The organism is Devosia sp. (assembly GCF_024707125.1).
Classification (GTDB): Bacteria; Pseudomonadota; Alphaproteobacteria; order Rhizobiales; family Devosiaceae; genus Devosia.
On sequence record NZ_JANQAH010000013.1, the window covers coordinates 92,282 to 117,735 of the forward strand.

The following is a 25,454-nucleotide window of genomic DNA, read 5'->3' on the forward strand; positions in this document are numbered from 1 at the left end:
AGGAAGACGAACGAGGCGAGCATGTTTGGTAAGCGGACGACATTCGGCGGCAATACGCCAGGCGTGGGCGAAGTCGCGCGACCGATTCCGAGCCCGGCCCGGCCCGAGCCTGCACAAGTGCAACCGACTCAGCGTCGGGCCTCCGACGGTGACGGTATGGCCGCGCGCCAGCGCACCACCGACGAAGTGCTCGATGTGCGCAATCCCGTCGATGCGCAGCGCGACAAGGAATATTTCCAGACCAAGTCGGCCATTTTCAACGCCCTGATCGACTCCATCGATCTCAGCCAGTTGGCGACGATGGAGCAGCAGTCGGCGCGCGAGGAAATCCGCGACATCGTCGGGGAAATCATCGCGCTCAAATCGATCGTCATGTCGATTTCCGAGCAGGAAGACCTGCTCGAGGACATCTGCAATGACGTCCTCGGATATGGCCCGCTCGAGCCGCTTCTGGCCCGCGACGACATCGCCGATATCATGGTGAACGGTTCGCAGAAGTGCTACATCGAAGTCGGCGGCAAGGTGCGCCTGACCAATGTGCGCTTCCGCGACGATGCGCACCTGATGAATGTCTGCCAGCGCATCGTGTCCCAGGTCGGCCGCCGCGTCGATGAAGGCTCGCCCATCTGCGACGCCCGCCTTCCCGACGGTTCGCGCGTCAACGTCATCGCCCCGCCGCTCGCCATCGATGGCGCTGCGCTCACCATCCGTAAGTTCAAGAAGGACAAGCTGACCCTCGCGCAGCTGGTCAAATACGGCTCCATTTCGCCCGAAGGCGCCGAAGTGCTGCGCATTCTCGGCCGCGTCCGCGCCAATGTGCTGATCTCGGGCGGTACCGGCTCGGGCAAGACGACACTGCTCAACTGCCTCACCGCCTTCATCGAGAAGGACGAGCGCGTCATCACCTGCGAAGACTCCGCCGAACTTCAGCTTCAGCAGCCTCATGTGGTGCGTCTTGAAACTCGCCCGCCGAACCTTGAAGGCGAAGGCGAGATCACCATGCGCGATCTCATCAAGAACTGTCTGCGTATGCGTCCCGAGCGCATCATCGTCGGCGAAGTCCGCGGCCCGGAGAGTTTCGACCTTCTCCAGGCGATGAACACGGGCCACGACGGCTCCATGGGTACGCTGCATGCCAACAGCCCGCGCGAAGCTCTGTCCCGCCTTGAATCCATGATCACCATGGGCGGCTATTCCCTGCCGAGCCGCACCATTCGTGAAATGATCGTCTCTTCCATCGACGTCATCGTGCAAGCTGCGCGCTTGCGCGATGGTTCGCGTCGCATCACCCACATTTCTGAAGTGTTGGGCATGGAAGGCGATGTCATCGTCACCCAAGATGTCTTCGTCTATGACATCATGGGCGAAGATGCCAATGGCATGCTGCTCGGCAAGCACCGCTCGACCGGCATCACCAAGCCCAATTTCACCGAACGGGCGCGCTATTTCAACGAAGAGGCCAACCTGGTCGAAGCGTTGGAAAAGGCCAATACCGAACAGCACGAGCTGATGGGGCGCTAGGCATGCTCATCGCCATCCTGCTCGCAGTTCTGGCTATCATCGCCGTTGGAGCCGCTGGCTTTGCTCTGGTCCCCTCGGCCCTGGGCAATAGCCGCGCCGATAAGCGCCTCAAGGCCTATCAGGGCGACATACGCACGACCCGTCGGGAACTCGATGTCAACCGGACGCGCGACGCGCGCCGCAAGACCGTTCAGCAGGCGCTCAAGGCCCAGACCGACGAGCTCAACGCCAAAAAGCGCGTGACCCTGCCGGACCTCATCTTTCAGGCGGGCATGACGATTTCGCCCGGCGCCTTCATCCGCAATAGCTGCATTTTCGGTGCCGGCCTCTTCGTGGTCCTGCTCATCACCCAGGTGCCCTACTATTTTGCCGCCATCTTCGCTGTGGCCGGCGCCTATCTGCTGCCGCGCTTTTACGTCAAACGGCGGCGCAAGAAATACCAGAACCAGTTCCTCGACGAGCTGCCCAATGCCGTCGAAGCCATCGTGCGCGGCGTCAAGACCGGCCTGCCGCTCAACGATTCCATGCGTGTCGTTGCCAAGGACACCAAGGAACCGGTGAAATCCGAATTCGGACGCGTGCTCGATCAGCAGTCCTTCGGCTTTTCCATGACCGAGTCCGTACAGATTCTGCTCGATCGTGTGCCGCTACCCGAAGTCAATTTCTTCGTCGTGGTCATTTCCGTGCAGCAGCAGGCGGGTGGCAATCTTTCCGAGGCCCTCGGCAATCTCGCTCGCGTGTTGCGCAACCGCAAGAAGATGAAACAGAAGGTCGCCGCCATGTCCTCGGAAGCCAAGGCCTCCGCCGGCATCATCGGCTCTCTGCCTGTTTTCGTCTCCATCATGGTGTCGGTGATCTCGCCCGAATATCTCTCGCCGCTGATCTCGACGCCCATCGGCAATATCTGGCTCGGTGTCGCTGCCCTGATGATGTGCATGGGCGCCTTCGTCATGAACCGCATGATTCAGTTCGAAATCTAACCAGGGGGAGCCTTTCACATGGTCGAGATGCTCACGTCGCGCGAATTTCTCATCGCGCTCCTGGCGGCGATTTCTGCGGCAGCCGTGGTCTTCACCTTCGGCTCTTCGATGATCGTCAAGCAGGACATGCGCGTCCGCATCAAGCGGGTCGCGGTCGAGCGCGATCGCATGCGGGCCGAGGAAATGTCGCGTCTGCGCGGTGGCGCCCCCACCGACGGGCGCAGTTCGATCCGCCGCGGCACGGAAACCAAGACCTATATGAAGCGGGCGGTCGACCGCTTCGATCTCAAGAAGGCCTTTCAGGACGATACCACCGTCGAAAAGCTGGCCATGGCCGGCTATCGCGGCCAGGGGCATTTGACCACATTCCTGTTCCAGCGCTTCGCGACACCTTTCGTCGTCTTTGCCATCGCCGCGGTCTATTTGGTTTTCCTCATTCCGGGCGATCGTCCGGTCTTTCTCAATCTCGTCTACGCCCTCGGCGCCGGGCTCATCGGGTCCTACTTCCCGGTCCTGATGCTCAGGAACGCGACGCAGAAGCGTCAGGCATCCATTCGCCGCTCTTGGTCCGATTGCCTTGATCTGCTGCTGCTCTGCGTGGAATCGGGCATGTCCATGGAACACGCCCTCAAGCGTGTCGGCAAAGAGATCGGCCAGCAAAGTGCGGAACTGGCAGAAGAGCTGACGCTGACGACGGCGGAATTGTCTTTCCTCGAAGACCGCACCCGTGCCTACGAAAATCTCGGTCGCCGCACTGGCCTCGACAACGTCAAGGCGGTGATGACGGCCCTGATCCAGGCCGATCGCTACGGCACCTCCGTCGGTCAGGCGTTGCGCGTCATGGCCGAGGAAGGCCGCGAGGCGCGCATGATGGAAGCGGAAAAGAAAGCTGCCGCCCTGCCGCCCAAGCTGACTGTGCCGCTGATCCTGTTCTTCCTGCCGGTGCTGTTCATCGTCATCATGGCGCCCGCCATCCTCAAGGTGATGAGCAACGGTATGATGGGCGGCGGCTAGGTGTGGGCAAAGTATCCGTGGCGCAAGCCTTACGGGGCCTGGCTATTCACCACGGGGGGACTGCTTGTGGTCTTGCTTCCGGGCAGCGTCTGGCTCGAACGCGGCATCGGCTTCGCGCTGCCGGCATGGGGCATCGAGGCTATCTTCGTCCTGAGCAATTTTGTGGGTCTAGGCGCCGCAATCTGGACGTTCCATCATCAGCTGCCGCCTGAACCCGGCGATCTCGACGATCCCAGTTGGTAGGTCAGCCCTTGTCGATCATGTCCCAGCGGTTCTGCTGCGTGAGCAAGGCGCGCACATAGGCCATGTTGGCCTCGGCCTGCTCGGGCGGCAGTTCCGCCGCATAGATCGCGCGGGATTCGTCAAAGCGTCCCTGAAGGCCCACGACGAGCGCCAGGTTCTGTCGGGTCTGGGACGATGCGCCGCGCATCTGTACGGCGCGCCGCAAGTGCTGCTCGGCCAGGGGCAGCTCATTGGTCATTGCATAGGAGAGACCAAGATTGGTCTCGATCGCTGCTTCTCCGGGCGCGATGGTCGCCGCCTGGCCATAGAGTACGCGCGCCTCGCCGTGCCGTCCCATCTGGTCGAGTGAGGCGCCCTTGACGAGAAGCGCATTCCAGTCGGGCGCATCGGGGCGGATAGCGCGGTCGAGCACGGCGATCGACTGTTCGAAACTGCCCATCGAGGCAAGCGCCTTGGCATAGGCGACCGATAGCTCGACATCATTGGGATAGGCGCCCATCGCCTGCTCCAGTGCTGCGGCGGCCTGCTGCGGCTGGCCAGCGGCTCTTAGGGCCGCGGCATAGTGAATGACCACATTGCGGTCGCGCGGATTGGCCTTGTACCGGCCGGTCAGTTCCGCAAGCGTCTGCTGGCGCTGTTCATTGGGAAGAGCGGCATAGTCGGTCGCCCCAAGCTGCCCGCGATTGGAAGCGCAGGCCGAAAGGCTGAGCACCGCCGCGCCGGCCAGAAGCAGGCAGCGCAGGGATCGGCTCATGGAAACGACACGCAACAAGGCTAAACTCCTGCCTGGGACAGATGCCCCTCATTGCCTTCAGCAATAAATCATTAACCCTAACAGCCGGTTAAAGTCGGGATTTTGGTCGATTGCCGAAGCACGGCCAGAGGTCTAGTTATGAGGCAAAGCCAAGCTGGAGCCGCCTCATGACCACCCCATCCCCGATCCCCGTCATTTTCGTCGGTGAGGGAGGGCTCGATGGTGGTCACCTGACCGCGCGCCAGCGCGGTTGGGCTGAAGCCAATGGCTTTTCCGGTCAGCGGGGCAAGCTGCTGGCCCTGCCTGGCGAAGCCGATGGTCTTGCGGGCTATCTCTTCGGCGTCGGTGCCGCAGAGGGCCGTCCGGCATTTGTCGCCGGGCTCGCCGCCACGGCACTGCCTGCAGCCGAGTATCGTCTCGAAGGCGACCTCGGTGACCCAACCCTCGCCGCTATCGCCTTCCGCCTCGGTGCCTATCGCTTTGATCGCTACCGCGAAGTCAAGGCAGTGCCGACGCTCGTCCTGCCAGAGGGGGCCGATGCCGCAGAAGTTGATCGGCACGTCGCCGCCGCCACGCTGGCGCGCGACCTCGTCAATACGCCGTCGAGCGATCTCGGCCCCGACAACCTGCATAAGGAAGTCGAACGTTTCGCCTCAGAGCGCGGCATGACGTTCAAGGCCATCGTCGGCGACGCTCTCCTTGCCGAAAATTTTCCGATGATCCACGCCGTCGGTCGCGCCAGCGCGCAGCCGCCGCGTCTCCTCGACCTCAGCTGGGGCGATGAAAACCATCCCAAGGTGACCTTGGTGGGCAAGGGCGTCACCTTCGATACCGGCGGCCTCGACATCAAGACCGCCGCTGGCATGCTGATGATGAAGAAGGATATGGGCGGCGCCGCCAATATCCTGGGGCTTGCTCACGCTATCGTCTCCGCAAAACTGCCCGTGCGCCTGCGCGTTCTGCTGCCCGTCGTCGAAAACGCCATTTCCGGCAATGCTTTCCGGCCCGGCGACGTGCTCCATTCGCGCCGCGGTCTCACCGTCGAGATCGGCAATACCGATGCCGAAGGCCGCCTGATCCTCGCCGATGCCCTGGCGCTGGCCGACGAGGAAAGCCCCGAACTTATCGTCGACATGGCAACGTTGACCGGTGCCGCACGTGTGGCGCTGGGCCCCGAACTGCCGCCGCTTTATTCGACTGATGATGCCTTGGCCGCCGAAATCACCGCCGCCGGTCTCTCGGTGGAAGATCCCTTCTGGCATATGCCCCTCTGGTCCCCCTATGACGGGCAGCTGTCTTCAAAAATCGCCGACATGAACAATACCGGCGCGGGCGGCTATGCCGGCTCCGTCATCGCCGCCCTCTTCCTGCGTCGCTTCGTCAGCAAGGCCAAAGCCTGGGTGCATCTCGACATACTTGCCTGGGCTCCGGAGGCGCGTCCGGGCCGTCCGGTCGGCGCCACCGATCAGGGCATTCGCGCTCTTTTCTCGGTTATCCGCAAGCGTTTCGACGCCTAGTTTGAGATAGTTGACTTTGACAACTGAATGCTTGATTAAATCAAGCATTCAGGAGTTTCGTCATGGCCGAACCAGCCGACATTGCGCAAGTGCGCGCCTTCAATCGCTTCTACACGCGGATCATTGGGCTTCTCGAAGAGGGCATGCATCAGACCTTGCACACCCTCTCGGAAGCGCGGGTGATTTATGAGCTCGACAAGGCCGGCACGACCACGTCCGCCATGGTGGCCGAGACGCTCGGTATGGACCGGGCGCAGTTGAGCCGCTTGATCGGCAAGCTGGTAAGCCAGGATATCGTCGCCGTTCTGCCCCGTGCTGGCGACAGGCGTTCGGTGCCGCTGGCGCTGACGCGTGAGGGCCGCGAAGTAGCAAAACACTTCAATGCCATGAGCGACGCCACGGCGGCAGAAACCCTGCTCGATCCCCTGACCGCGTTCGAACAGCGGGACCTTGTCGGCTCCATGCGCCGCATTTCAGCGCTACTCGCCGAGCCAGAGGAGACAACACTCGTTCTCCGTTCATCCCGCGTCGGCGAGATTGGCTGGCTCATTCATCGCCAGGCTGTGCTCTACCATCTTGAGCAGGGCTGGAACGGCGAGTTCGAAACACTCATCACCCGTATCTATGCCGACTTCGAGGCAGCACCCAGCACGCCGGCCAAGCAGTTGTGGGTGGCTGAAATCGAGGGTGAAGTGGCGGGCTCGGTTTTCGTCCTGCCCGCCGAGGATGGAGAAGAAGGCACCGCGCAGCTGCGCATGCTCTATGTCGAGCCCATGTTCCGCGGACGCGGCGTCGGCGGGCGGCTCGTGACTGAAGCCGTCTCCTTCGCCAAAATGTCAGGCTACAAGCGCATCATGCTCTGGACGCAGGATTGTCTCGCCTCGGCCCGCTCGATCTATCAGAAGGCCGGTTTTGTCCTCGCCAAGGAAGAACGGCACCACTCTTTCGGCGCTGATCTCAACGGGCAATATTGGGTGCTCGAGCTTTAGCCCTCGGGATAGACGTCTTCGATCTCGGCATGATTGGGCGTCAGGTCCATGCTGGCATCGCCCTTGGGAAACAGCAGCGGCGCCATGGCGAAGCCGACGACGACCAGGGCGACCATGCCCCATCCGGCCCATTTCTTGTGCTTCTCGATGAATTCGCCGGCCAGCGGCCCGAAGAAGTAGAAAAGCCCACAGGGAACGAAATAGCGCAGGCCACGCCCGATGATGCCATAAATGACAAAGGTCCAGATATCGAGCCCTGCGACGCCCGAGGTGATGGTGATGACCTTATAGGGAATGGGCGAGAGCGCGCCGATCAGGATCATCAGCGGGCCGTTGTCATTAAAACTCTGGCGCAGCGATTCAAAGCCGTTGGCGGCGCCATAGAATTCGATGATGCCCTTGCCGATGCTGTCGAAGAGGAAGTAGCCGATCGCGTAGCCGGCAAGGCCGCCAGTCACCGAAGCTACCGTGCAGATCGCAGCAAGGCGCCAGGCCCGCATGCGGTCTGCAATGATCATCGGCGCCAGCATGATCTCCGGAAATACCGGGATGATCATGGCTTCGAGAAAGCAAAGCAGCGCCAGGATGGGTTCGGCCAGGCGATGCTTTGTGGCCAGCTTCAGGCGATCATAGAAGCTGAGTTTGGCTGCCGGTGCAGTATCGGTCATGCAGTCCCCGTGACGAAATCGCTTGCGCGACAAGGTTTAGGGTGTTTTTCGACGCGGGCCAGTGAACTTTCCGTCAATAGCCGCGCGCCCGGTCGACAACATTGATGAGGCCTCTGCCTGCCCGATGGTCTTCAACCACCTTCGTAAAGTAGCGCACGCCGCTCTTTTCGTCAGAAATGGCGGCGATATGGGGGGTGATATAGCAGTTCTCGATATCCCAGAGGGGGCTGCTCTGCGGCAGGGGTTCGACCTCGAAGACATCGAGGCTGGCCGCGCCCAGCGTGCCGTCGCTCAGCGCCTTGACGATATCGGCCTCGCGCTGGTGCCCGCCGCGCGCTGCATTGATGATCACCGGTCCACCCTCAAAACTGCCGCGCCGCAGTTTGGAAAAGGTGTCGGTGTTGAGAATGCCGGTCGTGTCCGGGGTCAGCGGCAGCAGGTTGACCAGAATATCGGTGCCGGCGAGGAACGGCTCAAACCCCTCGTCACCGGCAAAGCACTCGACGCCCTCGACCCGCTTGGGCGTACGGCTCCAGCTACGCAGCGAAAACCCCAGTGGCACGAGGCGACGCGCGGCGTCCTGCCCCAAAACGCCCATGCCCATGATGCCGACCGTGGTTTCGCTGGCCGCGGGCGGATAGTACTGGCTCCAGCGGCGCGCCTGCTGGTCCCGGTGGAAGCGCGTATATTGCCGGTGATGCATGGTGACATGAGCGACCACATAGTCGCTCATGCGCTGGCTGAGGTCCTCGTCGACAAAGCGCACGATCGGCACGTCAGGCAGTCGCGGATGCTGCATGAGCGCATCGACGCCCGCTCCGCGCGACAGGATGACCTCAAGCCCGGTCAGGCCATCAAAAGCATCCGGCTGCGGCTTCCAGACAAAGATATAGCGCACATCGGCAGGATCGAAATCGTCACCGCGCCGCACGACCGGATAGGGCGCCAGGGTCTTGCGGAAGGATTCGGCCCAGCTGGCCTCGTCGACATCGGTCACGTGCAGAAGCATCATGGTGGTGGGCCTTCTCAAGAAAAAAGCCGCGCTTTCGGCGCGGCTTGTGCTTTTGGCTCGAAACCGGAACCAGGCTCAGTGCGTGGTGGTCGCGGGCGCAGCGGCAGGAGCCTGGGTGGCCTCGCCGCCGGCAGCCGGCGTACCCTCGACATTGGTTTCAGTCTCGGTGGTCGTCGGCGTCTCGGTTGCGGCAGCTGGCGCAGCAGGCTCGGCGCCTTCCGCTGCCGGAGCGGCTTCACCTTCAGCCGGTGATTCGGCCGGGGCGGCCTCGGCAGCCGGGAAGGGTACGGGCTCGGGCGACAGGGTCTGGAGATAGGCCAGGATGTCGGCGCGCTCTTCCGGCGAACGAACACCGGCAAAGGTCATCTTGGTGCCCGGGGCATAGGCCTTGGGATTGGTCAGGAACTCATTGAGGTTCTCATAGGTCCAGATATCACCGGCAGCCTTGTGCTCAAGCAGAGCGTCGGAATAGGCAAAGCCATCCGCATGCGCTTCGCTGGCGCCCACGATGTGATAGAGGTTCGGGCCCTGCTTGTTGGGCTCGCCTTCACCAAAATTGTGGCAGGACTGGCACTTGCGCACGGCCGCGGCGCCGCGTTCGGCGCTGGCGCTGGCGAGGAGTACCCCGAGGGACACTTCGGGCGCAGCTTCTTCGCCGCCGCCGGCTTCAGCCACTTCCGGCTCCGGCAGGGCATAGCCCGGGCCGCGGTCTTCGATTGGGTGGTAGATGGCCTCAGCCAGGAAGCCCACGCCCATGACAAACATCAGTGTGCCAAGGACGGCGCCCATAATCTTGTTTAGCTCAAACGAATCCATTTGGTCTCTCTGCCGGTCCATCCCCGGGTGGACATTGAACGAACCGAACTCAACTACCGGCTTTCAAGAGAAAGCCTGCCTCAACAAGCCCGGTCCGACGCGCGCGGAAGATAGTATTACGCCTCGTGAGGCGCAACAGGGCAATCCCCAGATGCGACAATTCCCCCAATGTCATGCCAATTTAGCCTTGGCAACCTCCGATTGACACCCATAGTCGCCGGGACTAAAGCCCGCAGGGCCAGATGAACGGACATCCCATGAGCAAGAAAATAGCCTTTCAAGGTGAACCCGGCGCCTTCAGCCATGCCGCGGCCGCCAATGTGTTTCCCGGCGAAGAGTTCGTGGGCTGCGTGACCTTTGAGGAAACGCTCAATGCCGTGCAGTCCGGCAAGGCCGATTTTGCCGTGGTTCCGGTCGAGAATTCGCTCTATGGGCGCATCACCGACATTCACCACCTGCTGCCCGAGAGCGGCCTCTTCATCATCGGCGAGACCTACCTGCGCGTCGAAATGAACCTGCTCGGCGTGCCGGGCGCGACGCTTGAAGACATCAAGGCGGTCCAGTCGCTTTCCGTTGCCCTCGGCCAGTGCCGCCGCTTCATCTCCGAAAACGGCTTCCGCACCATCAATGCCGTCGATACCGCCGGTTCGGCGCGCGAGATCGCCCAGAAGGCCGACAAATCGGTTGCCGCCATCGCCTCGCGCTTTGCCGGCGAGATCTATGGTCTCAACGTGCTCGCCAGCAATATCGAGGACGCCGACCACAACACGACCCGCTTCCTCGTGCTCTCGCCCAAGGAAAAGCTCGCGCCGCAACAGGCCAAGGTGAAGACCACTTTCATCTTCCGCGTGCGCAACGTGCCGGCCGCGCTCTACAAGGCCATGGGCGGCTTTGCCACCAATGGCGTCAACATGACCAAGCTAGAAAGCTACATGGTCGGCGGCGCCTTCACGGCCACGCAGTTCTATGCCGATATCGAAGGCCACCCGGACGATGTCGGTGTGCAGCATGCCTTCGACGAGCTGAAATTCTTCACCGACCAGTTCAGCATCCTGGGCGTCTATCCGGCGTCCGACCAGAACTGATCGCGCTTCGGCTCCAAAACGATTGGTAACACATCTGGGCTAGTGTGCCCCCTGCGCATATCTGCCAGCCCATCCCTGGGCTGGCGTGATCCGGTGCAATCGTGTTGTCATCTCTGCGGCTTAGTCTGTGCCGTCGGATCCAGGGGCCTTTTTTGGAACATTTCGATCTCATCGTCATCGGTTCGGGGCCGGCCGGCCGCCGCGCCGCCGTGCAGGCAGCCAAGCTGGGCAAATCGGTATTGGTGGTGGAAAATCGCCTTCGTCTGGGCGGCGTTTCCGTCCATACAGGGACCATTCCCTCAAAGACCCTGCGCGAGACGGTGCTCAACCTTTCCGGTTGGCGTGAGCGCGGCTTTTACGGTCTTTCCTATCGAGTCAAAAAGGACATCGAGGGCAAGGATCTCGGCGCTCGCCTGCGGATGACGCTCAACCACGAGATCGAGGTTCTCGAACACCAGTTCAACCGTAATGGGGTGCGCACGTTTGGCGGCATGGCCCGTTTCATCGATCAGAACCACATCGCGGTCGTGGCTCCAGATGGCGATGAGACGCGTTTCGGTTTCGACCATGCCGTGATCGCCGTGGGCACCGCGCCCTATCGCCCGGCCAATATCCCGTTCAACGACCATTCCGTGCTCGACAGCGATAGCCTCGTCTCCGAGCCGCGCGTACCGCGCAGCCTGACGGTGGTGGGTGCCGGTGTCATCGGCATTGAATATGCCACGATCTTTTCCGCGCTCGACGTGCCCGTCACTATCGTCGAGCCCAAGGACACCATTCTCGATTTCATCGATCGCGAAATCATTGAGGAATTCACCCACGATCTGCGCCAGCGCGGCGTTACCCTGCGGCTCGGCACTAAGGTCGAAAAGGTCGAGATCGACGAGCAGGGTTGGGCTGTGTCGATCCTCGCCGATGGTCGGCGCATCCGCACGGACATGCTGCTTTATGCGGCCGGTCGCTCCGGCGCGACCGCCAATCTGGGTCTCGAAAATGCCGGTATCACGCCGGTAGATCGTGGTCGGCTGAAAGTCGATCCGGTGACCTTCCAGACCGAAGTGCGCAATATCTATGCGGCCGGCGACGTCATCGGCTGGCCATCGCTGGCCTCCACCTCGATGGAGCAGGGCCGCATCGCCGCACTGCACGCCTGTGGCGCCCCGATGCCGCCGGCGCCGGAATTCTTCCCCTATGGCATTTATGCCGTGCCGGAAATTTCCACGGTCGGTCTCACCGAGCAGCAGGTGCGGGCACAGAACATCCCATACGAGGCCGGCATAGCCCGCTTCCGCGAAACCTCGCGCGGCCACATCATGGGCCTGCAGTCGGGCATGATGAAGATGATCTTCGCGCTCGATACCCGCAAGCTCCTGGGCGTCCATATCGTCGGGGAAGGCGCCACCGAACTGATCCATATCGGCCAGGCGGTGTTGAACCTGGGCGGCACGCTCGACTACTTTGTCGAGAATGCCTTCAACTATCCGACCCTGGCCGAGGCCTACAAGATCGCCGCGCTCGACGCCTGGAACCGCATGCCGCGCACCACGCCGATCGCCGAGGTCATGGAAGAGCCCGAAATCGAAGTGACGCCCCGCAAGGTGGCCGGCAAAGCGGGGGCCTGAGGCCTCCGCCTGAAAGCGCGACAGAACAAATACCCTAGAGACTGTTCGCGTTTGTCAGGCTGCCGGTGGCAAAGGCCGGGGTCGCCGCGGCGACAAAAGCGTCGCTGCGGGCCTGCGCCTGCGCATATTGGGCCTTCAGCAACCCGGTTTGCGCCACGCTGATATCGGCCAGTGTCCCGAGCCCGTTCTTGTAATAGTCGAGCGCCGCTTCGTAATTGGTCTGCGCTGCGTTCACCAGTTCCGCCGCTGCGGCATTGGCCGACAGGCTCGTCCTCAGCACGTCATAGGCGACGACGATTTCCTGCGCTGCAACGCTCTGCAGCCGGGCAAAATCGTGCTGTGAGGCCGCCGCCGCCGACACGGCAGCATCCATGCGCGCCTCCCGCATGCCACCGTCGAAGATCGGCATGGTGACGCCCAGAAGAACGGCGGCATTGGGCTGATTGACATCCAGCGTCGCCGTCGAGCCGAACCGGCTGTCGCTGATCGAATAGCTGCCAAAGGTGCGGTTGACCGTGCCTGTTACCGCCACCTTGGGCAGGAACTCCGCCTGGGCTGCAGCAATACCCTGTTCGCTCGCCTTCATCTGCGCCAGCGAGGCCTGCACATCAGGCCGGCGCTGCAGGGAAGCGACGATCAACTGGTCGAGATTGGTCGGTACCTGTCGCGGCAGGGATTTTCCGGCGAGGTCCTGCACCTTGATCGATGTCGTGGGCGAAATACCCATGGCGCCGAGCAGGATCGAATAGGTGCTGCGCTCACGACCGCTGGCCCCGGTCAGATCGAATTCGGCCTGGGCCACCTGCTGCTTGGCCTGGGCCACTTCCATCGTGGTCGCGACGCCCTGGCCCAGCCGCGCCTCGGCGGCCTCCAGCACCACCTTGGCATTGTTCAGCGCCTCACGGTCGATCCGCGTCTGCGACCGTGCGGCGCTAAACTGGAAGAAGGCGCTGCTGACATCATAGATCAGTTTTTGATGCGCCGCGTTGAACCCGACATTGGCGGCAAAGGAGAGCTGTTGGGCGCCTGCCAGCGCCGCGTCCCGCGCACCGAAATCGAACAGCAGCCATTTGACCGCCAGCGATGGCACCGCCTGTGCGCCAGATGTGGTGATCGTGCCATTCGGGACAGTGATGAGCAGCCCATCGATCCCGGGCGCTGTATTGGAGGTTACGGCGTAGCCGGCCAGCACGTCCGCGGTGATGATTGGCAGATAGGAGGCTTCGGCTATGCCCGTCGCCGCCGCGGCCTCGCGCGCCCGCTGCCAGGCGGCTTGCGTGGCCGGATTGGCGAGCTGCGCGATATTGATGAGTTCGGGCAGGCTATAGCTGTGATTGGGGTCGAGCTTTGGCGCCGCAATCGCGATCGGCATATTGGGGTCGGGCGTGACGCCATAGTCGGCGACGCCCGGATCAGCCGCCGGCTGCCCGGCCATGCCCCGATAGGGTGTCGTTGCGCTTTTTGAGGCCAGATTGAGCGCAGAACTGGAACAGGCCGCCAGCACAATGACCAGTAACACTGCGGCGAAGCGGGTCATGAGTTGAGCGCCTGGCATCAGAGCGCTCCAACTGTACGGGAAAATCCCTCAAGCAGGTCGCGATAGGACCGGGCCGTCGCTTCGAGATCTCGACGCCAGGATGCCCGGCGCGGCGCATGTGCAAGCTGACGCTCAAGCCGCGCAAGAGTATCGAATGAGCGGGACAGCGACTGGTCGAGCATGGTCATTGCCTCAGGTTCGGGCGCCAGAATAGCCCAGGCGGCATCGTCCAGAAACCGGGCGGCGGACGCTTCCTGTGCAAGCGTTGCTGCTTTCACACAGCGCGGCGCGCCAAAAAGGTAGCGCGGACGATCGCGAAGAAGGCGTAGCCGGGCTATGCCCGATGTTGCTTCCTCGCTCGCAGCCATGATGGTTTTTGCATGTGGCAGCAGCGGCGAGCGGACGCGCAGCCGCGAGGCCTCGAAAGCGGAAAGGCGCGCCAGGCGCCGCGCCGCATCGAGTTCGGGGAGGATGCCGGCAAGATTGCCGCCGGCCCGGCGCAGCGCATCGGCGAGCCCCTGCACCGCACGACCGAGATGGAGCGCCGTTCCTGCACTGACGCTGAGCGGCCAGAGCCAGAGGAAAACCACGGTGACCACCACATTGCCGATCAGAATGCCGAGGATGCGATTGGTCGCCACGTCGATATCAAAGGCCGGACCAAAACCCTGCAGCACGCAGAGGAAGAAGGCCAGGGCCATCTGCCAGCCCATATATTGGACCAGGCTCGACCCGTTCGCGACCCAGGCCGCGACAAAGCTACCCGCAGCCACCAGCAGCAGCAAATGGCCGATATCGGTCATGTGCGGCATGAGGAAGACGATGCTGGCAATGCCCATTGCCGCCCCGATGAGACATCCGGCAATGCGCAGGGCGGCCTTGTGCAGCGTTTCCCCGGTGCTTCCGAGCGCCACATAGAAGCAGGTGATCATGGCGGTGTGGATTTCGAACCAGTTGCGCGCCGTGTAGATGCCATAGGTGATGAACACCGCCAGCATGGTCTTGAGCGCAAACTGCATATAGGCCGGGTTGGTGAACGTGTCGGCCGGCTCCGCCGCTGCCTTTTCCGGCTCGGGCAGGGGGACGCGACCCGACCAAAGGTCAGCGAGATTCTCGACCCGCTTCGCCAAGGGTGCCGTGCTCCCTGACGCTGCCCAAAGACGCCAGCCGGGTTCAAAATCACGCCGCTCTTCGATAGTCCGGGCAAGTCGATCCAGCCCCTGCGCCAGTGTCCGATCCTCTCCCGCCGCCAGTGCCTCCACCAGCAGTGCCTGCACCTCGGGCATCATGGCACCCAACCGCTGGGCTTCCGCCTTGGAATGGAAACCAAAGAGCGCACCGAGACGCGCCGGGGAGGCGAGTTCGCCCGCCGGTTCTTCCAGCAGTTCCCGCGCCTCTGCGTCAGCGCCAGCCTCGCCCCTCAGCAGCGCCGCGCTGGCCCTCAAGCGCTTGCCGATCGACTTTCTGACGAGCGTTGCAGGATTGGGGCCAATCAGCGCATTGACCAGAATGAGCACCGCCATGGGGAAGAACACCACCACCCACATCCAGCTCAATCCGCGCGACAGCAGTTCGGGAATGGGCACGAAATCGTAGAGCGTCATCACGAAGGCGAAGACAAAACCCACGGTTGCCGCGATCGGACCGGCGCGAGTGGCCACGGAAAAATACATGCCGCCAAAAGTGAAGGCGGCCATGAAGCCGAGCCGCAGCATCGGCTCGTCAGCGGCAAATTGCAGGAAGACGAGCCCCAGGAGGATCCCCACCGAGGCGGCAATGATCAGGGCAATGGCGATCAGAATGCCGCTCGCCGCATTGTCGCGGCTGGCAAAGAAGATGAGATAGCAGGAGAGCGCGGCCTCAGGCACCTGCTGGCTCATCGCCAGAACCACAACGAGCACACAGCACAACGCCATGCGCAGCGAGGCACCCAGCCGGCCCTCATAGGGGCGCAGCTCGTCAAGGAGCAGCGCGGTAAGGCCGTATCTAGTGCGCGTCGCCGTCATCATCTGCGTCCGCCGCGCCCTGAATCACAACGACTGCGGAGGCCCCCACGCGCATCAGGTCAGTCGGTGGCTCGTGCAGCTCCACATAGACCGGGAAGCGTTTGGCCACTTTCACCCAGTTGAGCGAGTTCGAAACGATCGGCAGGCCCAGAATGGTGGCGGCATCGGCCGAGCGCACGCCCCAGCCGATGGCGGACACGGTGCCCCGCACCGGCACGCGCGTATTGGCCATGACGAAGACTTCGGCCGCATCGCCCACGGCAATATTGGGTAGTTCGGTTTCGCGGAAAAACGCGACGGCCTCCCATTGGGACGTGTCGATCATGGCAAAGACCGTCTGCCCGGTGATGACATATTGTCCCGCCGGCATGGTGAGGCCGGTGACGATGCCGTCAAACGGCGCCCGCACGGTGGTATTGTCGAGATCGCGCTGGGCCAGGGCCACCGTTGCGGTCGCCGTATCAACCTGCGCCTGCCGTGTATCGAGCGTACCGATCACCTGGCTCGCGCCCTGCGATTGCTGCAGTGCCTGGTCGAGGCTGACGAGAGAGTCGTTATAGGTCGTGCGGGCCTGGTCCACCTGCTGCGCCGTCACAAAACCCCGGTCGAGCAGCGGCTCCAACCGTTCCAGGGTTTGCCGCGCGAGGTCGGCATTGAACTGAGCGCGCTCGATCTGCTTTTGCGCCACGTCGGCATTGGACTGTTCGGTGGCGATATTGCGTTCGCCCTGCGCCAGTTCCGACTGGGTGGCGCGCAGTTCCGCCTGTGCCTGTTCGAGCCGCAGGCGGTAGGGCTCGGGGTCGATCTGGAAAAGAATGTCACCGGCTTTGACCGCGTCATTGTTGGTGACGGCGATGGAAATGATCCGGCCTGGCACGGTCGAGGAAATCTGGATGACCGGCGCTTCGATCTCCGCCACGTCCGAGCGCGGGCTGGCAAGTCCGGCGCTCCAGGCGAGGTAGATCATCACCGCGGTGCCGATGAAAACAGCATAGCCAATGGCTTTTCCCAAGATCGCGCGCATCACGCCACTCCCGACCAGATCATCCAGAAGCCGATGCCGCCGCTGATGGCAAGGCACAGGTAAACCAATGGTGGCGCTGGCAAATGTTCGTCGATCCTGAGGGCGATCAGCAGCGCGCGGATGATCACGGCGACGACAATTCCGCCAACGGCGCAGATGATCCAGGCGGGAAAAAAGGATCCGAAGATGGGAATGGAGGGAGGGCCGCCGGCGGCACTGCAACCGGCGAGAGTCAGGGCGCCCGCGATGGCAGCGGCAGGGCGGATTGCGCGTGGCAGCATCGGGGTGGCCTCCCGTTGGTTCCTGCTGATTTACCCGCGCGAAAACGCAACCGGCAAGAGCGGAAGGGCTAGAACGTTGAGAGACAATGAAGATTGGGAAGTGGTGCCCGAGACCGGAATCGAACCAGTGACACGCGGATTTTCAATCCGCTGCTCTACCAACTGAGCTACTCGGGCATCTTTTCGCGAGCCATCGGCTGCGAGCCACGGGCCTTATAGGAGATCGTTTTTGTGCGCGCAAGCGCGAAAACGTCATGTGGATAAAGAGGCTAGTTCGTTAGCAGACTGTTACCCGCGAGCCCGGCCAAAGTGCCTATTCGTCATCGTTTTCGACGGGCGGCTCGTCATCCCGCGCGGGGATGACATAGGAGCCGGTGAGCCAGCGATTGAGATCGACATCGGCACAGCGTTTTGAGCAGAAGGGCTTGAACTTGTCGACCGCTGGCTTGCCGCAGATCGGGCATTTCTTTTGCGGGTCCATCAGACGCCCGTCAGGCTCGACTGATTGAGCCAGTTGAAATGCACGGGATAGCCTTCGCCGGCGAGAAGTTGGGTGACTTCATGGAGCGGCAGGCCGACGACACCGGAATAGGAGCCCGAGAGTTTTACGACGAACGAGCCGGCAATGCCCTGGATGGCATAGCCACCCGCCTTGTCGCGCCATTCGGCACTGGCGAGATAGGCTTCCATTTCGCGGGTAGAGAGGCGCTTGAAGCGCAGGCGTGTTTCAACGATGCGCTGCCGCTTGGCGCCGGAGGGCGTGAGGAGGGTAACGCCGGTATAGACGCGGTGCGCGCGGCCCGAGAGCAGGCGGAGGCAATCGGATGCCTCTTCCATGGTCTCGGCCTTGGGCAGGATGCGCCGACCGACGGCCACCACCGTATCGGCAGCAAGGACAAGAGCGTCGGAGCCGAAACCGGCGACGCGGGCCTTGTGCTGGGCGGTGAGAGCTTTCAGTTCGGCAAGGCGACCGGCAAGCTTGCGCGGCAATTCGCCTTTTTCGGGCGTCTCGTCGACATGGGCCGGAACCAGATGCTCCGGCTCGATGCCGATCTGGTTGAGCAGTGCAAGCCGGCGCGGCGAGGCGGAGGCCAGGATCAGTTCCGGACGGCTGGCCATGACGCTTTACTTGAAACGATAGGTGATGCGACCCTTGGTCAGGTCGTACGGAGTCATTTCACACAGCACCTTGTCGCCGGCGAGAACGCGGATACGGTTCTTGCGCATGCGGCCGGCGGTGTGAGCGATGATCTCGTGTTCGTTTTCCAGCTTGACCCGGAAGGTCGCGTTGGGAAGCAATTCGGTGACCACGCCCGGGAATTCGAGCACTTCTTCTTTGGCCATACTTTCTCCTGGGAAGACCCCCGCGAGCGAAACTGCTCGGCGGCGGCCGCAAATTTGGGCGGAACCTACTGCAAATCAGTGGCTTTGTGAACTACCGGAAACCAATGGTTCCAAACGAGTGCGAACGCGGCGTCTGAGACCGTCGCGAAGTTCGCGATAGGCCGACAGAACTACCTCGCGGCTGCCTTCGACGAGCGAAGGGTCCGGCACCGTCCATTGTTCGATTTCGCCGGCCTCGAGACCCTTGCGGGCCACTGCATCGGGGGCGTCATCGGACAGGGTGATGACGAGATCGAAGCGGTTGGCAACGAGCTCATCGAGAATATGGGGCGTATGGATCGACATATCAATGCCGATTTCTTCCATGACCTCATGCACGAACTGATCGGCCTTGCCGCCATTGACGCCAACCGAGCGCGCGATGATGCGGCCGGGGAAGGATTGGCGGGCGAGGGCTGCGGCAATCGGCGAACGCACCGAATTCATCGAGCAGACGAATAGCACCGAGGGCAGTTCGCTCGTCGCTTCATCGATGCGGCTTGCATAGGGCTGCACGGCGCAAATCAAGGTGAAAAGGCGCCGCGCCGTGTTGAGATCGATGATGATCTTGTTGTTGAGCCGCGTGCGCAAAAGCTCGGCCGCCTCGTTGTGCATGCCGCGTCGCGCCATGTCGACGGTTTCGATCTGGAACGGTTGGGCGGAGCGGATCGCCTCGTAATAAGCATCGCGAATACGAAAATAGTCGCGGATCAGTCGGCGAAACGGGGTCAGCGAAATGTAATGCGCAGCGATCGGCTGGAAGGTTTCGGGGTGGCGCACGTCGAGCACGATGGAATTGCCGATGATTGAGACGTGGAGCGCATAGGGGCCTTCGGCGGCAACGCGGGCGGGACGAAAGCTGTTGGATTCGAGGAGGTCATAAATGGCGATGCGCCATTCGTGCACCTCGTCGGGATTGATCGAGGTGATCGTATTGGGGTCGAGCGTGACGGTGACCAGACGATTGGTGCTGGATGCCGCCTCGCTTGTGCCCATCGAAATGCTCAACGGTTGAGCCGAATCGAAATGGAGCGCCCGTGGCCATCGAGCGCTTCGACTTCGGCGATGGTGACCGCCGCTTCGGCGAGGGCCGAGAGCGATGAGGGCGTGCAGCCCAAGATTGAAGTGCGCTTGACGAAATCGAGCACGCCGAGGCCCGAAGCAAAGCGCGCCGAGCGGGCCGTGGGCAAGACGTGGTTGGAGCCGCCGACATAGTCGCCGATGGCTTCGGGCGTGTGGTGGCCCAGAAAGATCGCGCCAGCGTGGCGAATGGCCGGGACAAGCGATTGCGGGTCGTCGATCGCCAGCTCCACATGCTCGGAGGCGATACGATTGGCGAGGTTGGTCGCGGTTTCGAGCGAATCGACGGTGATGACAGCGCCGAATTCGTCCCAGCCTTCCCGAGCGATGGATTCCTTGGGGAGGAGGCTCAACTGCCGGTCGACTTCGGCCTCTACGGCATCGGCCAATTTTTCATCGGTGGTGACGAGGATCGACTGGGCGCCGCCGCCATGTTCGGCCTGGGCGATGAGATCGGCGGCGACCCAGGCGGGATTGGCCGAGTGGTCGGCAATGACGAGCACTTCCGATGGGCCGGCGATGAGGTCGATGCCGACCTGTCCGAACACCTGCCGCTTGGCTGCCGCGACGAAGGCGTTGCCGGGGCCCATGATCTTGTCGACGCGAGCAATGGCACTGGTGCCATAGGCGAGGGCGGCTACGGCCTGGGCGCCGCCGACCCGGTAGATTTCCGTCACGCCCGCAATTTGAGCGGCGCAGAGAATGGCCGAGGCCAGTTGCCCATTGGGCGTGGGCACGACCATGGCGATGCGCGAGACGCCGGCGACTTTGGCCGGCACGGCATTCATCAGCACCGAAGAGGGGTAGGAGGCGAGGCCGCCGGGGACATAAATGCCGACGGCATCGATGGCGGTCCAGCGCGAGCCGAGCGTGACGCCGAGGGCATCAGTATAGATGTCATCCTTGGGCATCTGCCGCTCGTGATGCGACTTGATGCGATCATGCGCGGTCTGCAGCGCCTCGCGGACATCTGGGGTGACGCGGGCAGCGGCTTCGGCGATTTCTTCGGCCGAAAAGCGCAGGGTTTGCGGGGTGACGCCGGCCTTGTCGAACTTGTTGGTCAGCTCGGCCACGGCTTCGTCGCCACGGGCGCGCACATCGGCGATGATCCCGGCGACGATATCGCCCACTTCCTGGGAGGCTTCGCGCTTGCTGGCAAGCAGCTCGACAAAGCGGGACTCGAAATCATCAGCGGCGCTGTCGAGGCGTAGAGGCATTGGCGGTCCGGGATAGCGGCGAAGTGGAGTGATGCGATCTATCCCGATGGGGAGTTTGATCGCAAGGGGGAATGGGGCAGGGCGTGTTGGAAGGCCCCCTCACCCGGCCCTGCGGGCCGACCTCTCCCCCAAGGGAGAGGTGTCGCTCCGCGACGGGGAGCCCTTCTTCACCTCTCCCTTTGGGGGAGAGGTCGACGGCGTAGCCGGCGGGTGAGGGGGCCTTTTCTAGAAATCAATCGAGCTTATGTGCCGGCTTTGCCGCCGCGGCCCAGGCGGCGCCAAGATCAGCCAGCCGTGCCTCAAGCACCTCCACAGTCAACCGCACCGTGCCGCCGCCGGCAAAGGTGATTTCCACCACGCCGGAAACGCCATCGGGGGACGGCGTAAAGGTCAGCGCCAGGAGGTTGAGCACGCCTTCGGGCGAGGCCGGATCGAAGCCGGCATAGGCGACATTTTCGACGCGGTCGAAATGCAGCCCGGAGCGCTTGCGGAGGCCCTTGCTGCGTGGCTTGTCTTCGGTCCAGTCGTAGCGGTTCATCAACAGGGCAAAGCGCCGGTCGCCGCGGGCATAGCCCATGTCGACGGTGCGCACGACGGCATCCTGCACATGGGCGGAAAGCACGGCGAGATCTTCAGTATCAAGCGCCAGTAGCTTGAGATCGGTCATAGGGTCAGCTCGCGAAATTGGTTCTGCCACACTTGGTCATGCAGGGGCTGATCTACAAGCTTGAGGGGACGGGGGCAATTGGGGAGCGTCATCGCCACCTGTCTTGGCGCAGCCTTCTCCCATCCGTCGTCATTGCCGGGCTTGTCCCGGCAATCCATCTCGCCTCCGCGTGGACCACCGGGACAAGCCCGGTGGTGACGATGGAAAGGGGAGGCGGGTTGATGCCCCTCGACGGCGCTCAAGCAGTGTCAGCGAATGTCACTTGATAACTGACCAGTCAGTCAGTTATACTCATCCTCATGAACAACACCGACAAGAAATTCCGCCGGCGGGCCGAGGCGCGGCCGGATGAAATGCTGGATGCGGCTTTGGCTGTGTTCTCCGAGAAAGGCTTTGCCGCGACCAAGGTGGACGAGGTGGCGCGGCGCGCGGGCGTCTCCAAGGGCACGGTCTATCTCTACTTTCCCTCCAAGGAGGCGCTGATGGAGGGCATTGTCCGGCGCGCGGTGGCCCCGATTGCCGAACGGGCGGTGCCTGATATGGCCCAGTTTGAAGGCGATCCGCGCCTGCCCATCGCCATGCTGGTGCATACGCTGCAAAACCTGCTGTCTGATCCCAATAATCTTGCGGTACCGCGGCTGATCCTGCGCGAGATCATGAATTTTCCCGCCATTGCCGAACTCTATCGCCGCGAAGTGTTGGGCAAGGTGATTCCGGCACTGACGGCGCTGGTGGCGCGCGGCGTCGCTTCGGGGCAGTTGCGAAAGGTCGATCCGGAAATGACCGTGCGCTCGATTGTCGGGCCCATCGTGGCCCATGTGGCGCTGAGCGAAGTTTTCGGCATGCGGCCTGAAGAGGGGCTGGCGCTCGACCGGCTGGTGGAAAATCACCTCGATATTCTGTTTCACGGCATTTCGCCTGCGGGCGGAGAGGAGACGCCATGAGCGACTTTTTCGGCGGTCTGTTGGCGGCCGTTCTCGCCTTCTTCGCGCACGATGCCGGGCCCGCTGGTTTCACCGGCTATATTGAGGCCGACTATGTCTATGTCGCGCCGGTGAGCGCGGGGCGGATCACGGAAATTGCGGTGGCCGAAGGCCAGGCGGTGACCGAAGGCGACCTCCTGCTGGTGCTCGACCAGAGCCAGCAACAAGCGCTGCTGTCGGCGGCCGAGGCGCGCGTGGCGGCGGCGCGGGCGACGCTCGAAAATCTTGAAACCGGCAGCCGCAGCGAAGAACTCGATGTCATCCGCGCTTCGCTGAGCAAAGCCGAGGCGGATCTGGGGCTGGCGCGGACCAATCTCACGCGCAGCGAGCAGCTTGAAAAGGCGGGCACGGTTTCGGCGGCCAAGGTCGAGGTGGACAGCAATGCGGTGGCTTCGGCCGAGGCGCAGGTGAGCCAATTGAAGGCGCAATTGGCGGTGGCGGAACTGCCGGCGCGCTCGGGCCAGCAGGTGGCGGCGGAGGCCAATCTCGCCGCGGCAGAGGCCGATGCTCAAGGGGCGCGGATAAATCTCTCCGAACGGCAAGTGCATGCGCCGGCCGCGGGTGTCATTGAAAAACTCTATTATGCGGTGGGCGAAGTGGCGGCCGTGGGGACGCCGATTGCCTCCATCCTGCCGGACAAGGCGCTCGAGGCGCGGTTCTTCGTGCCGGAGACGGCGCGGTCGAGCCTTTCCGTCGGGCAGGCGGTGACCGTCACCTGCGATGGCTGCGCCGATATGGCGGCGACTGTCGTGCATATCGCGAGCGAGGCGCAGACGACGCCGCCGGTGATCTATTCGACCGAGGAGCGCAGCCGGCTTGTTTATCTCGTCGAAGCGCGGCTCGATGATGCGGCAAAGCTGCAGCCGGGCCAGCCGGTCACCGTGCGGCCATGAGCGAGGAACGCGTCATCGATGTGCGCGGGCTGACCAAGCGTTTTGGCGACAAGACCGTGGTCGATCACTTCGACATCGCCGTGCCCAAGGGCGCCATCTATGGGTTTCTGGGCCCCAATGGCTCGGGCAAGACCACAACCATTCGCATGCTTTGCGGCCTGCTGCTGCCCGATGAGGGGGAGGGGCAGTGTCTCGGCTTCGACGTGCGGCGCGAGGCGGGGAAGATCAAGGCTGAGGTGGGCTATATGACCCAGAAGTTCAGCCTCTATGAGGATCTCACCATCCGCGAGAATCTTGATTTCGTGGCGCGAATGTATGGGGTGAAGAACCGGAAGAGCCGCGTCGATGGCGCATTGGCTGATCTGGGGCTCGCCGACAGGGCAGGGCAATTGGCCGGGACGCTCTCGGGTGGCTGGAAGCAACGGCTGGCGCTGGCGGCCTGTCTCATCCACGATCCCAAACTGCTGCTGCTCGACGAGCCCACGGCCGGCGTCGATCCCAAGGCGCGGCGCGATTTCTGGGATGAGATCCGGCGGCTGTCCAAGGCCGGCGTCACCGTGCTGGTGTCGACGCACTATATGGACGAAGCCATTCAGTGCGATTTCATCACCTATATCGCCTATGGCAAAAAGCTGATCGACGGGCGAGCGACTGAGATTCCGACCATGGTGGGACTGACCACCTGGCGGGCCGAGGGGCCGGAACTGGTGGCGCTCGAAGAGCGGCTCAAGGACCAGCCGGGCGTCGACCAGGTGGCGCGCTTCGGTTCGGCCCTCCATGTCTCGGGCACGGACGCTGCGGCTTTGGCGGTCACGGTGGAAAAATTCCAAAGTGACAAAAGACAGCGCTGGAGCGAGGTGCCGGCGGGGCTTGAAGAGGCCTTCATCTATCTCATGGCGGGGGCGCGGGATAATTTCTCGCGGGACGCGGCATGAACCTGCGCTTCTCATTGAGCCGCTTCGTCGCCGTGCTCTGGAAAGAGTTCATCCAGATGCGGCGCGACCGCGTCACCTTCGGTATGATGATCGGCCTGCCCATCATCCAGCTCATGCTCTTCGGCTTCGCCATCAATGCCGACCCGCGACACCTGCCGACGCTGGTCGAGGTCAATGATGACGGCCCGCTGACCCGTGCGCTGCTGGCGGGCATGGATACGTCTGGATATTTCGATTTCATCGGCCAGGTCCGCGGCCCCGATGCCGGCGAGGAAGCGCTGCGCCGGGGCGAGGCGAATTTCGTTGTCGTCATCCCAGCCGATTTCGAGCGCGACGTCGTGCGCGGTCTCCGGCCAAATCTTCTGATCGCCGCCGATGCTTCCGACCCTTCGGCCGTCAGCGGCGCTGCGGCAGCCATGAGCGGCATCGTCAATGGCGCCATCGCTCAGACGCTCACGGGGCCACTGTCGCCCGCAGCCGGGGCGCTGCTGCCCTTCGAGGTGATCGTCCACCGGCAATACAATCCCGAGGGCAAGACCTCGACCAATATCGTGCCGGGTCTGCTTGCCATCATCCTCTCGATGACCATGGTGATGATCACGGCCGTCGCCATCGTGAAGGAGCGCGAGCGCGGCACGATGGAAATGCTGATCTCCACCCCGGTGACACCTCTGGAAGTCATGCTGGGCAAAATCCTGCCCTATGTTTTCGTCGGCTATGTGCAGACTGCGGTCTTCCTCGTCGCCGCCTTTGCCGTGTTCCAGGTCCCGTTCACCGGCACGTTCACGGCCTTCTTCTTCGGCTTCAATCTGTTTGTCCTGGGCAATCTGGCGCTGGGATTTCTCATTTCCACCGTGGCGAAAAACCAGATGCAGGCTATGCAGTTGAGCTTTTTCACCATCCTGCCCTCGATCCTGCTCTCGGGCTTCATGTTCCCCTTTGCCGGCATGCCCGGCTGGGCTCAGGCCATCGGCACCGGCGTACCGGCTACGCATTTCATCCGGCTTATTCGCAAGGTGATGCTGAAGGGCGCGGGCACATTCGATGTCACTTCGGAGCTGACCGCGCTCGGTGTGATCGTGCTGGTGATCACGGTGATCGCCATGCTGCGCTACAGGCAGACACTCGACTGAAACAAAAAGGCCCGGCGCAAGCACCGGGCCTTTTTGCTTTTACGATCGCCCGCCATTCGAGCGTAGCTCTCATGGCCTAGCGCGCTAGAAACGC

The 25,454-nt window shown here is 62.7% G+C and carries 26 protein-coding genes, 1 tRNA gene and 1 pseudogene; 12 read left to right on the forward strand and 16 right to left on the reverse strand.

Annotation, left to right across the window (positions count from 1 at the left end; translation table 11 throughout):
* The first annotated feature begins 21 nt into the window (after positions 1-21).
* The 4 genes from NVV77_RS21295 (at position 22) to NVV77_RS21310 (ending at position 3,758) form a co-directional block, all read left to right on the forward strand.
* The gene (locus NVV77_RS21295; protein ID WP_295416660.1) at positions 22-1,521 is read left to right on the forward strand and encodes a CpaF family protein; all 1,500 of its coding nucleotides are present in this window, start codon (positions 22-24) and stop codon (positions 1,519-1,521) included.
* Between the two features lie 2 nt (positions 1,522-1,523).
* Positions 1,524-2,501: a type II secretion system F family protein gene (locus NVV77_RS21300; RefSeq protein WP_295416662.1), complete on the forward strand. Its 978-nt coding sequence runs from the start codon at positions 1,524-1,526 to the stop codon at positions 2,499-2,501.
* Between the two features lie 18 nt (positions 2,502-2,519).
* On the forward strand, positions 2,520-3,515 hold the full coding sequence (locus NVV77_RS21305) for a type II secretion system F family protein (RefSeq protein WP_295416666.1): 996 nt from the start codon (positions 2,520-2,522) through the stop codon (positions 3,513-3,515).
* Positions 3,516-3,581: 66 nt separating this feature from the next.
* Positions 3,582-3,758, forward strand: a complete 177-nt coding sequence (locus NVV77_RS21310; RefSeq protein ID WP_295416668.1) for a hypothetical protein — start codon at positions 3,582-3,584, stop codon at positions 3,756-3,758.
* Between the two features lies 1 nt (position 3,759).
* On the opposite strand, the gene NVV77_RS21315 is transcribed toward NVV77_RS21310, so the two are convergent.
* Entirely contained in the window at positions 3,760-4,530 is a 771-nt protein-coding gene (locus NVV77_RS21315) for a tetratricopeptide repeat protein (RefSeq protein ID WP_295416670.1), read from the reverse strand.
* 149 nt (positions 4,531-4,679) lie between these two features.
* On the opposite strand from NVV77_RS21315, the gene NVV77_RS21320 reads away from it, so the two are divergent.
* Positions 4,680-6,029, forward strand: a complete 1,350-nt coding sequence (locus NVV77_RS21320; protein WP_295416673.1) for a M17 family metallopeptidase — start codon at positions 4,680-4,682, stop codon at positions 6,027-6,029.
* Between the two features lie 62 nt (positions 6,030-6,091).
* Positions 6,092-7,018, forward strand: coding sequence for a bifunctional helix-turn-helix transcriptional regulator/GNAT family N-acetyltransferase (locus NVV77_RS21325; RefSeq protein WP_295416675.1), 927 nt, complete (start codon positions 6,092-6,094; stop codon positions 7,016-7,018).
* Here NVV77_RS21325 and NVV77_RS21330 read toward each other — a convergent pair.
* The 3 genes from NVV77_RS21330 to NVV77_RS21340 all read right to left on the reverse strand — a co-directional run bounded on the left by NVV77_RS21330 (position 7,015) and on the right by NVV77_RS21340 (position 9,514).
* On the reverse strand, positions 7,015-7,686 hold the full coding sequence (locus NVV77_RS21330) for a YqaA family protein (RefSeq protein WP_295416678.1): 672 nt from the start codon (positions 7,684-7,686) through the stop codon (positions 7,015-7,017). The two genes, NVV77_RS21325 and NVV77_RS21330, sit on opposite strands and share 4 nt — an antisense overlap.
* Before the next feature lie 73 nt (positions 7,687-7,759).
* Complete coding sequence (locus NVV77_RS21335; RefSeq protein ID WP_295416681.1) at positions 7,760-8,698, reverse strand: glyoxylate/hydroxypyruvate reductase A; 939 nt, start codon at positions 8,696-8,698, stop codon at positions 7,760-7,762.
* Between the two features lie 75 nt (positions 8,699-8,773).
* Entirely contained in the window at positions 8,774-9,514 is a 741-nt protein-coding gene (locus NVV77_RS21340; protein ID WP_295416684.1) for a cytochrome c family protein, read from the reverse strand.
* A 257-nt stretch (positions 9,515-9,771) separates the two neighbouring features.
* Here NVV77_RS21340 and NVV77_RS21345 point away from each other — a divergent pair, with 257 nt between their 5' ends.
* Positions 9,772-10,599, forward strand: coding sequence for a prephenate dehydratase (locus NVV77_RS21345; protein WP_295416687.1), 828 nt, complete (start codon positions 9,772-9,774; stop codon positions 10,597-10,599).
* A 152-nt stretch (positions 10,600-10,751) separates the two neighbouring features.
* Positions 10,752-12,221 (forward strand): Si-specific NAD(P)(+) transhydrogenase, encoded by a 1,470-nt coding sequence (sthA, locus tag NVV77_RS21350; protein WP_295416689.1) that lies wholly within the window; start codon positions 10,752-10,754, stop codon positions 12,219-12,221.
* 34 nt (positions 12,222-12,255) lie between these two features.
* Here the strand turns inward: sthA and NVV77_RS21355 are convergent, their stop codons facing one another.
* The 12 genes and pseudogenes from NVV77_RS21355 to NVV77_RS21410 form a co-directional block, all read right to left on the reverse strand.
* Positions 12,256-13,776, reverse strand: coding sequence for a TolC family protein (locus NVV77_RS21355; protein WP_295416691.1), 1,521 nt, complete (start codon positions 13,774-13,776; stop codon positions 12,256-12,258).
* A complete protein-coding gene (locus NVV77_RS21360; protein ID WP_295416693.1) occupies positions 13,776-15,764 on the reverse strand; it encodes an FUSC family protein in 1,989 nt (662 codons plus the stop codon). The genes NVV77_RS21355 and NVV77_RS21360 overlap by 1 nt, the downstream gene beginning before the upstream one ends.
* A complete protein-coding gene (gene mdtN / locus NVV77_RS21365) occupies positions 15,745-16,788 on the reverse strand; it encodes a multidrug transporter subunit MdtN (RefSeq protein WP_295416695.1) in 1,044 nt (347 codons plus the stop codon). Before mdtN ends, NVV77_RS21360 begins: the two co-directional genes overlap by 20 nt.
* A complete protein-coding gene (locus NVV77_RS21370; protein ID WP_295416698.1) occupies positions 16,788-17,069 on the reverse strand; it encodes a YtcA family lipoprotein in 282 nt (93 codons plus the stop codon). Before NVV77_RS21370 ends, mdtN begins: the two co-directional genes overlap by 1 nt.
* Positions 17,070-17,170: 101 nt before the next feature.
* A tRNA-Phe gene (locus NVV77_RS21375) sits at positions 17,171-17,246 on the reverse strand.
* Positions 17,247-17,382: 136 nt separating this feature from the next.
* Entirely contained in the window at positions 17,383-17,550 is a 168-nt protein-coding gene (gene yacG, locus NVV77_RS21380; protein WP_295416700.1) for a DNA gyrase inhibitor YacG, read from the reverse strand.
* On the reverse strand, positions 17,550-18,188 hold the full coding sequence (locus NVV77_RS21385; protein ID WP_056314141.1) for a Maf-like protein: 639 nt from the start codon (positions 18,186-18,188) through the stop codon (positions 17,550-17,552). Before NVV77_RS21385 ends, yacG begins: the two co-directional genes overlap by 1 nt.
* Positions 18,189-18,194: 6 nt before the next feature.
* On the reverse strand, positions 18,195-18,413 hold the full coding sequence (gene infA, locus NVV77_RS21390) for a translation initiation factor IF-1 (protein ID WP_035082742.1): 219 nt from the start codon (positions 18,411-18,413) through the stop codon (positions 18,195-18,197).
* A 75-nt stretch (positions 18,414-18,488) separates the two neighbouring features.
* Complete coding sequence (locus tag NVV77_RS21395) at positions 18,489-18,968, reverse strand: hypothetical protein (protein WP_295416913.1); 480 nt, start codon at positions 18,966-18,968, stop codon at positions 18,489-18,491.
* A gap of 6 nt (positions 18,969-18,974) precedes the next feature.
* Positions 18,975-19,448, reverse strand: a pseudogene (locus tag NVV77_RS21400) (UPF0262 family protein); the annotation flags it as partial.
* 8 nt (positions 19,449-19,456) lie between these two features.
* The gene (gene hisD, locus NVV77_RS21405) at positions 19,457-20,749 is read right to left on the reverse strand and encodes a histidinol dehydrogenase (protein ID WP_295416712.1); all 1,293 of its coding nucleotides are present in this window, start codon (positions 20,747-20,749) and stop codon (positions 19,457-19,459) included.
* A gap of 232 nt (positions 20,750-20,981) precedes the next feature.
* Positions 20,982-21,416 (reverse strand): DUF2948 family protein, encoded by a 435-nt coding sequence (locus tag NVV77_RS21410; RefSeq protein WP_295416715.1) that lies wholly within the window; start codon positions 21,414-21,416, stop codon positions 20,982-20,984.
* Between the two features lie 299 nt (positions 21,417-21,715).
* Here NVV77_RS21410 and NVV77_RS21415 point away from each other — a divergent pair, with 299 nt between their 5' ends.
* Genes NVV77_RS21415 through NVV77_RS21430 form a run of 4 tightly spaced genes read left to right on the forward strand, consistent with a single transcriptional unit; the run spans position 21,716 to position 25,360 of the window.
* Positions 21,716-22,360 (forward strand): TetR/AcrR family transcriptional regulator, encoded by a 645-nt coding sequence (locus tag NVV77_RS21415; RefSeq protein WP_295416717.1) that lies wholly within the window; start codon positions 21,716-21,718, stop codon positions 22,358-22,360.
* Positions 22,357-23,292, forward strand: a complete 936-nt coding sequence (locus tag NVV77_RS21420) for an HlyD family efflux transporter periplasmic adaptor subunit (protein WP_295416719.1) — start codon at positions 22,357-22,359, stop codon at positions 23,290-23,292. The genes NVV77_RS21415 and NVV77_RS21420 overlap by 4 nt, the downstream gene beginning before the upstream one ends.
* Positions 23,289-24,227 (forward strand): ABC transporter ATP-binding protein, encoded by a 939-nt coding sequence (locus NVV77_RS21425; RefSeq protein ID WP_295416721.1) that lies wholly within the window; start codon positions 23,289-23,291, stop codon positions 24,225-24,227. Before NVV77_RS21420 ends, NVV77_RS21425 begins: the two co-directional genes overlap by 4 nt.
* Entirely contained in the window at positions 24,224-25,360 is a 1,137-nt protein-coding gene (locus NVV77_RS21430) for an ABC transporter permease (RefSeq protein ID WP_295416724.1), read from the forward strand. Before NVV77_RS21425 ends, NVV77_RS21430 begins: the two co-directional genes overlap by 4 nt.
* Positions 25,361-25,454 lie beyond the last annotated feature (94 nt).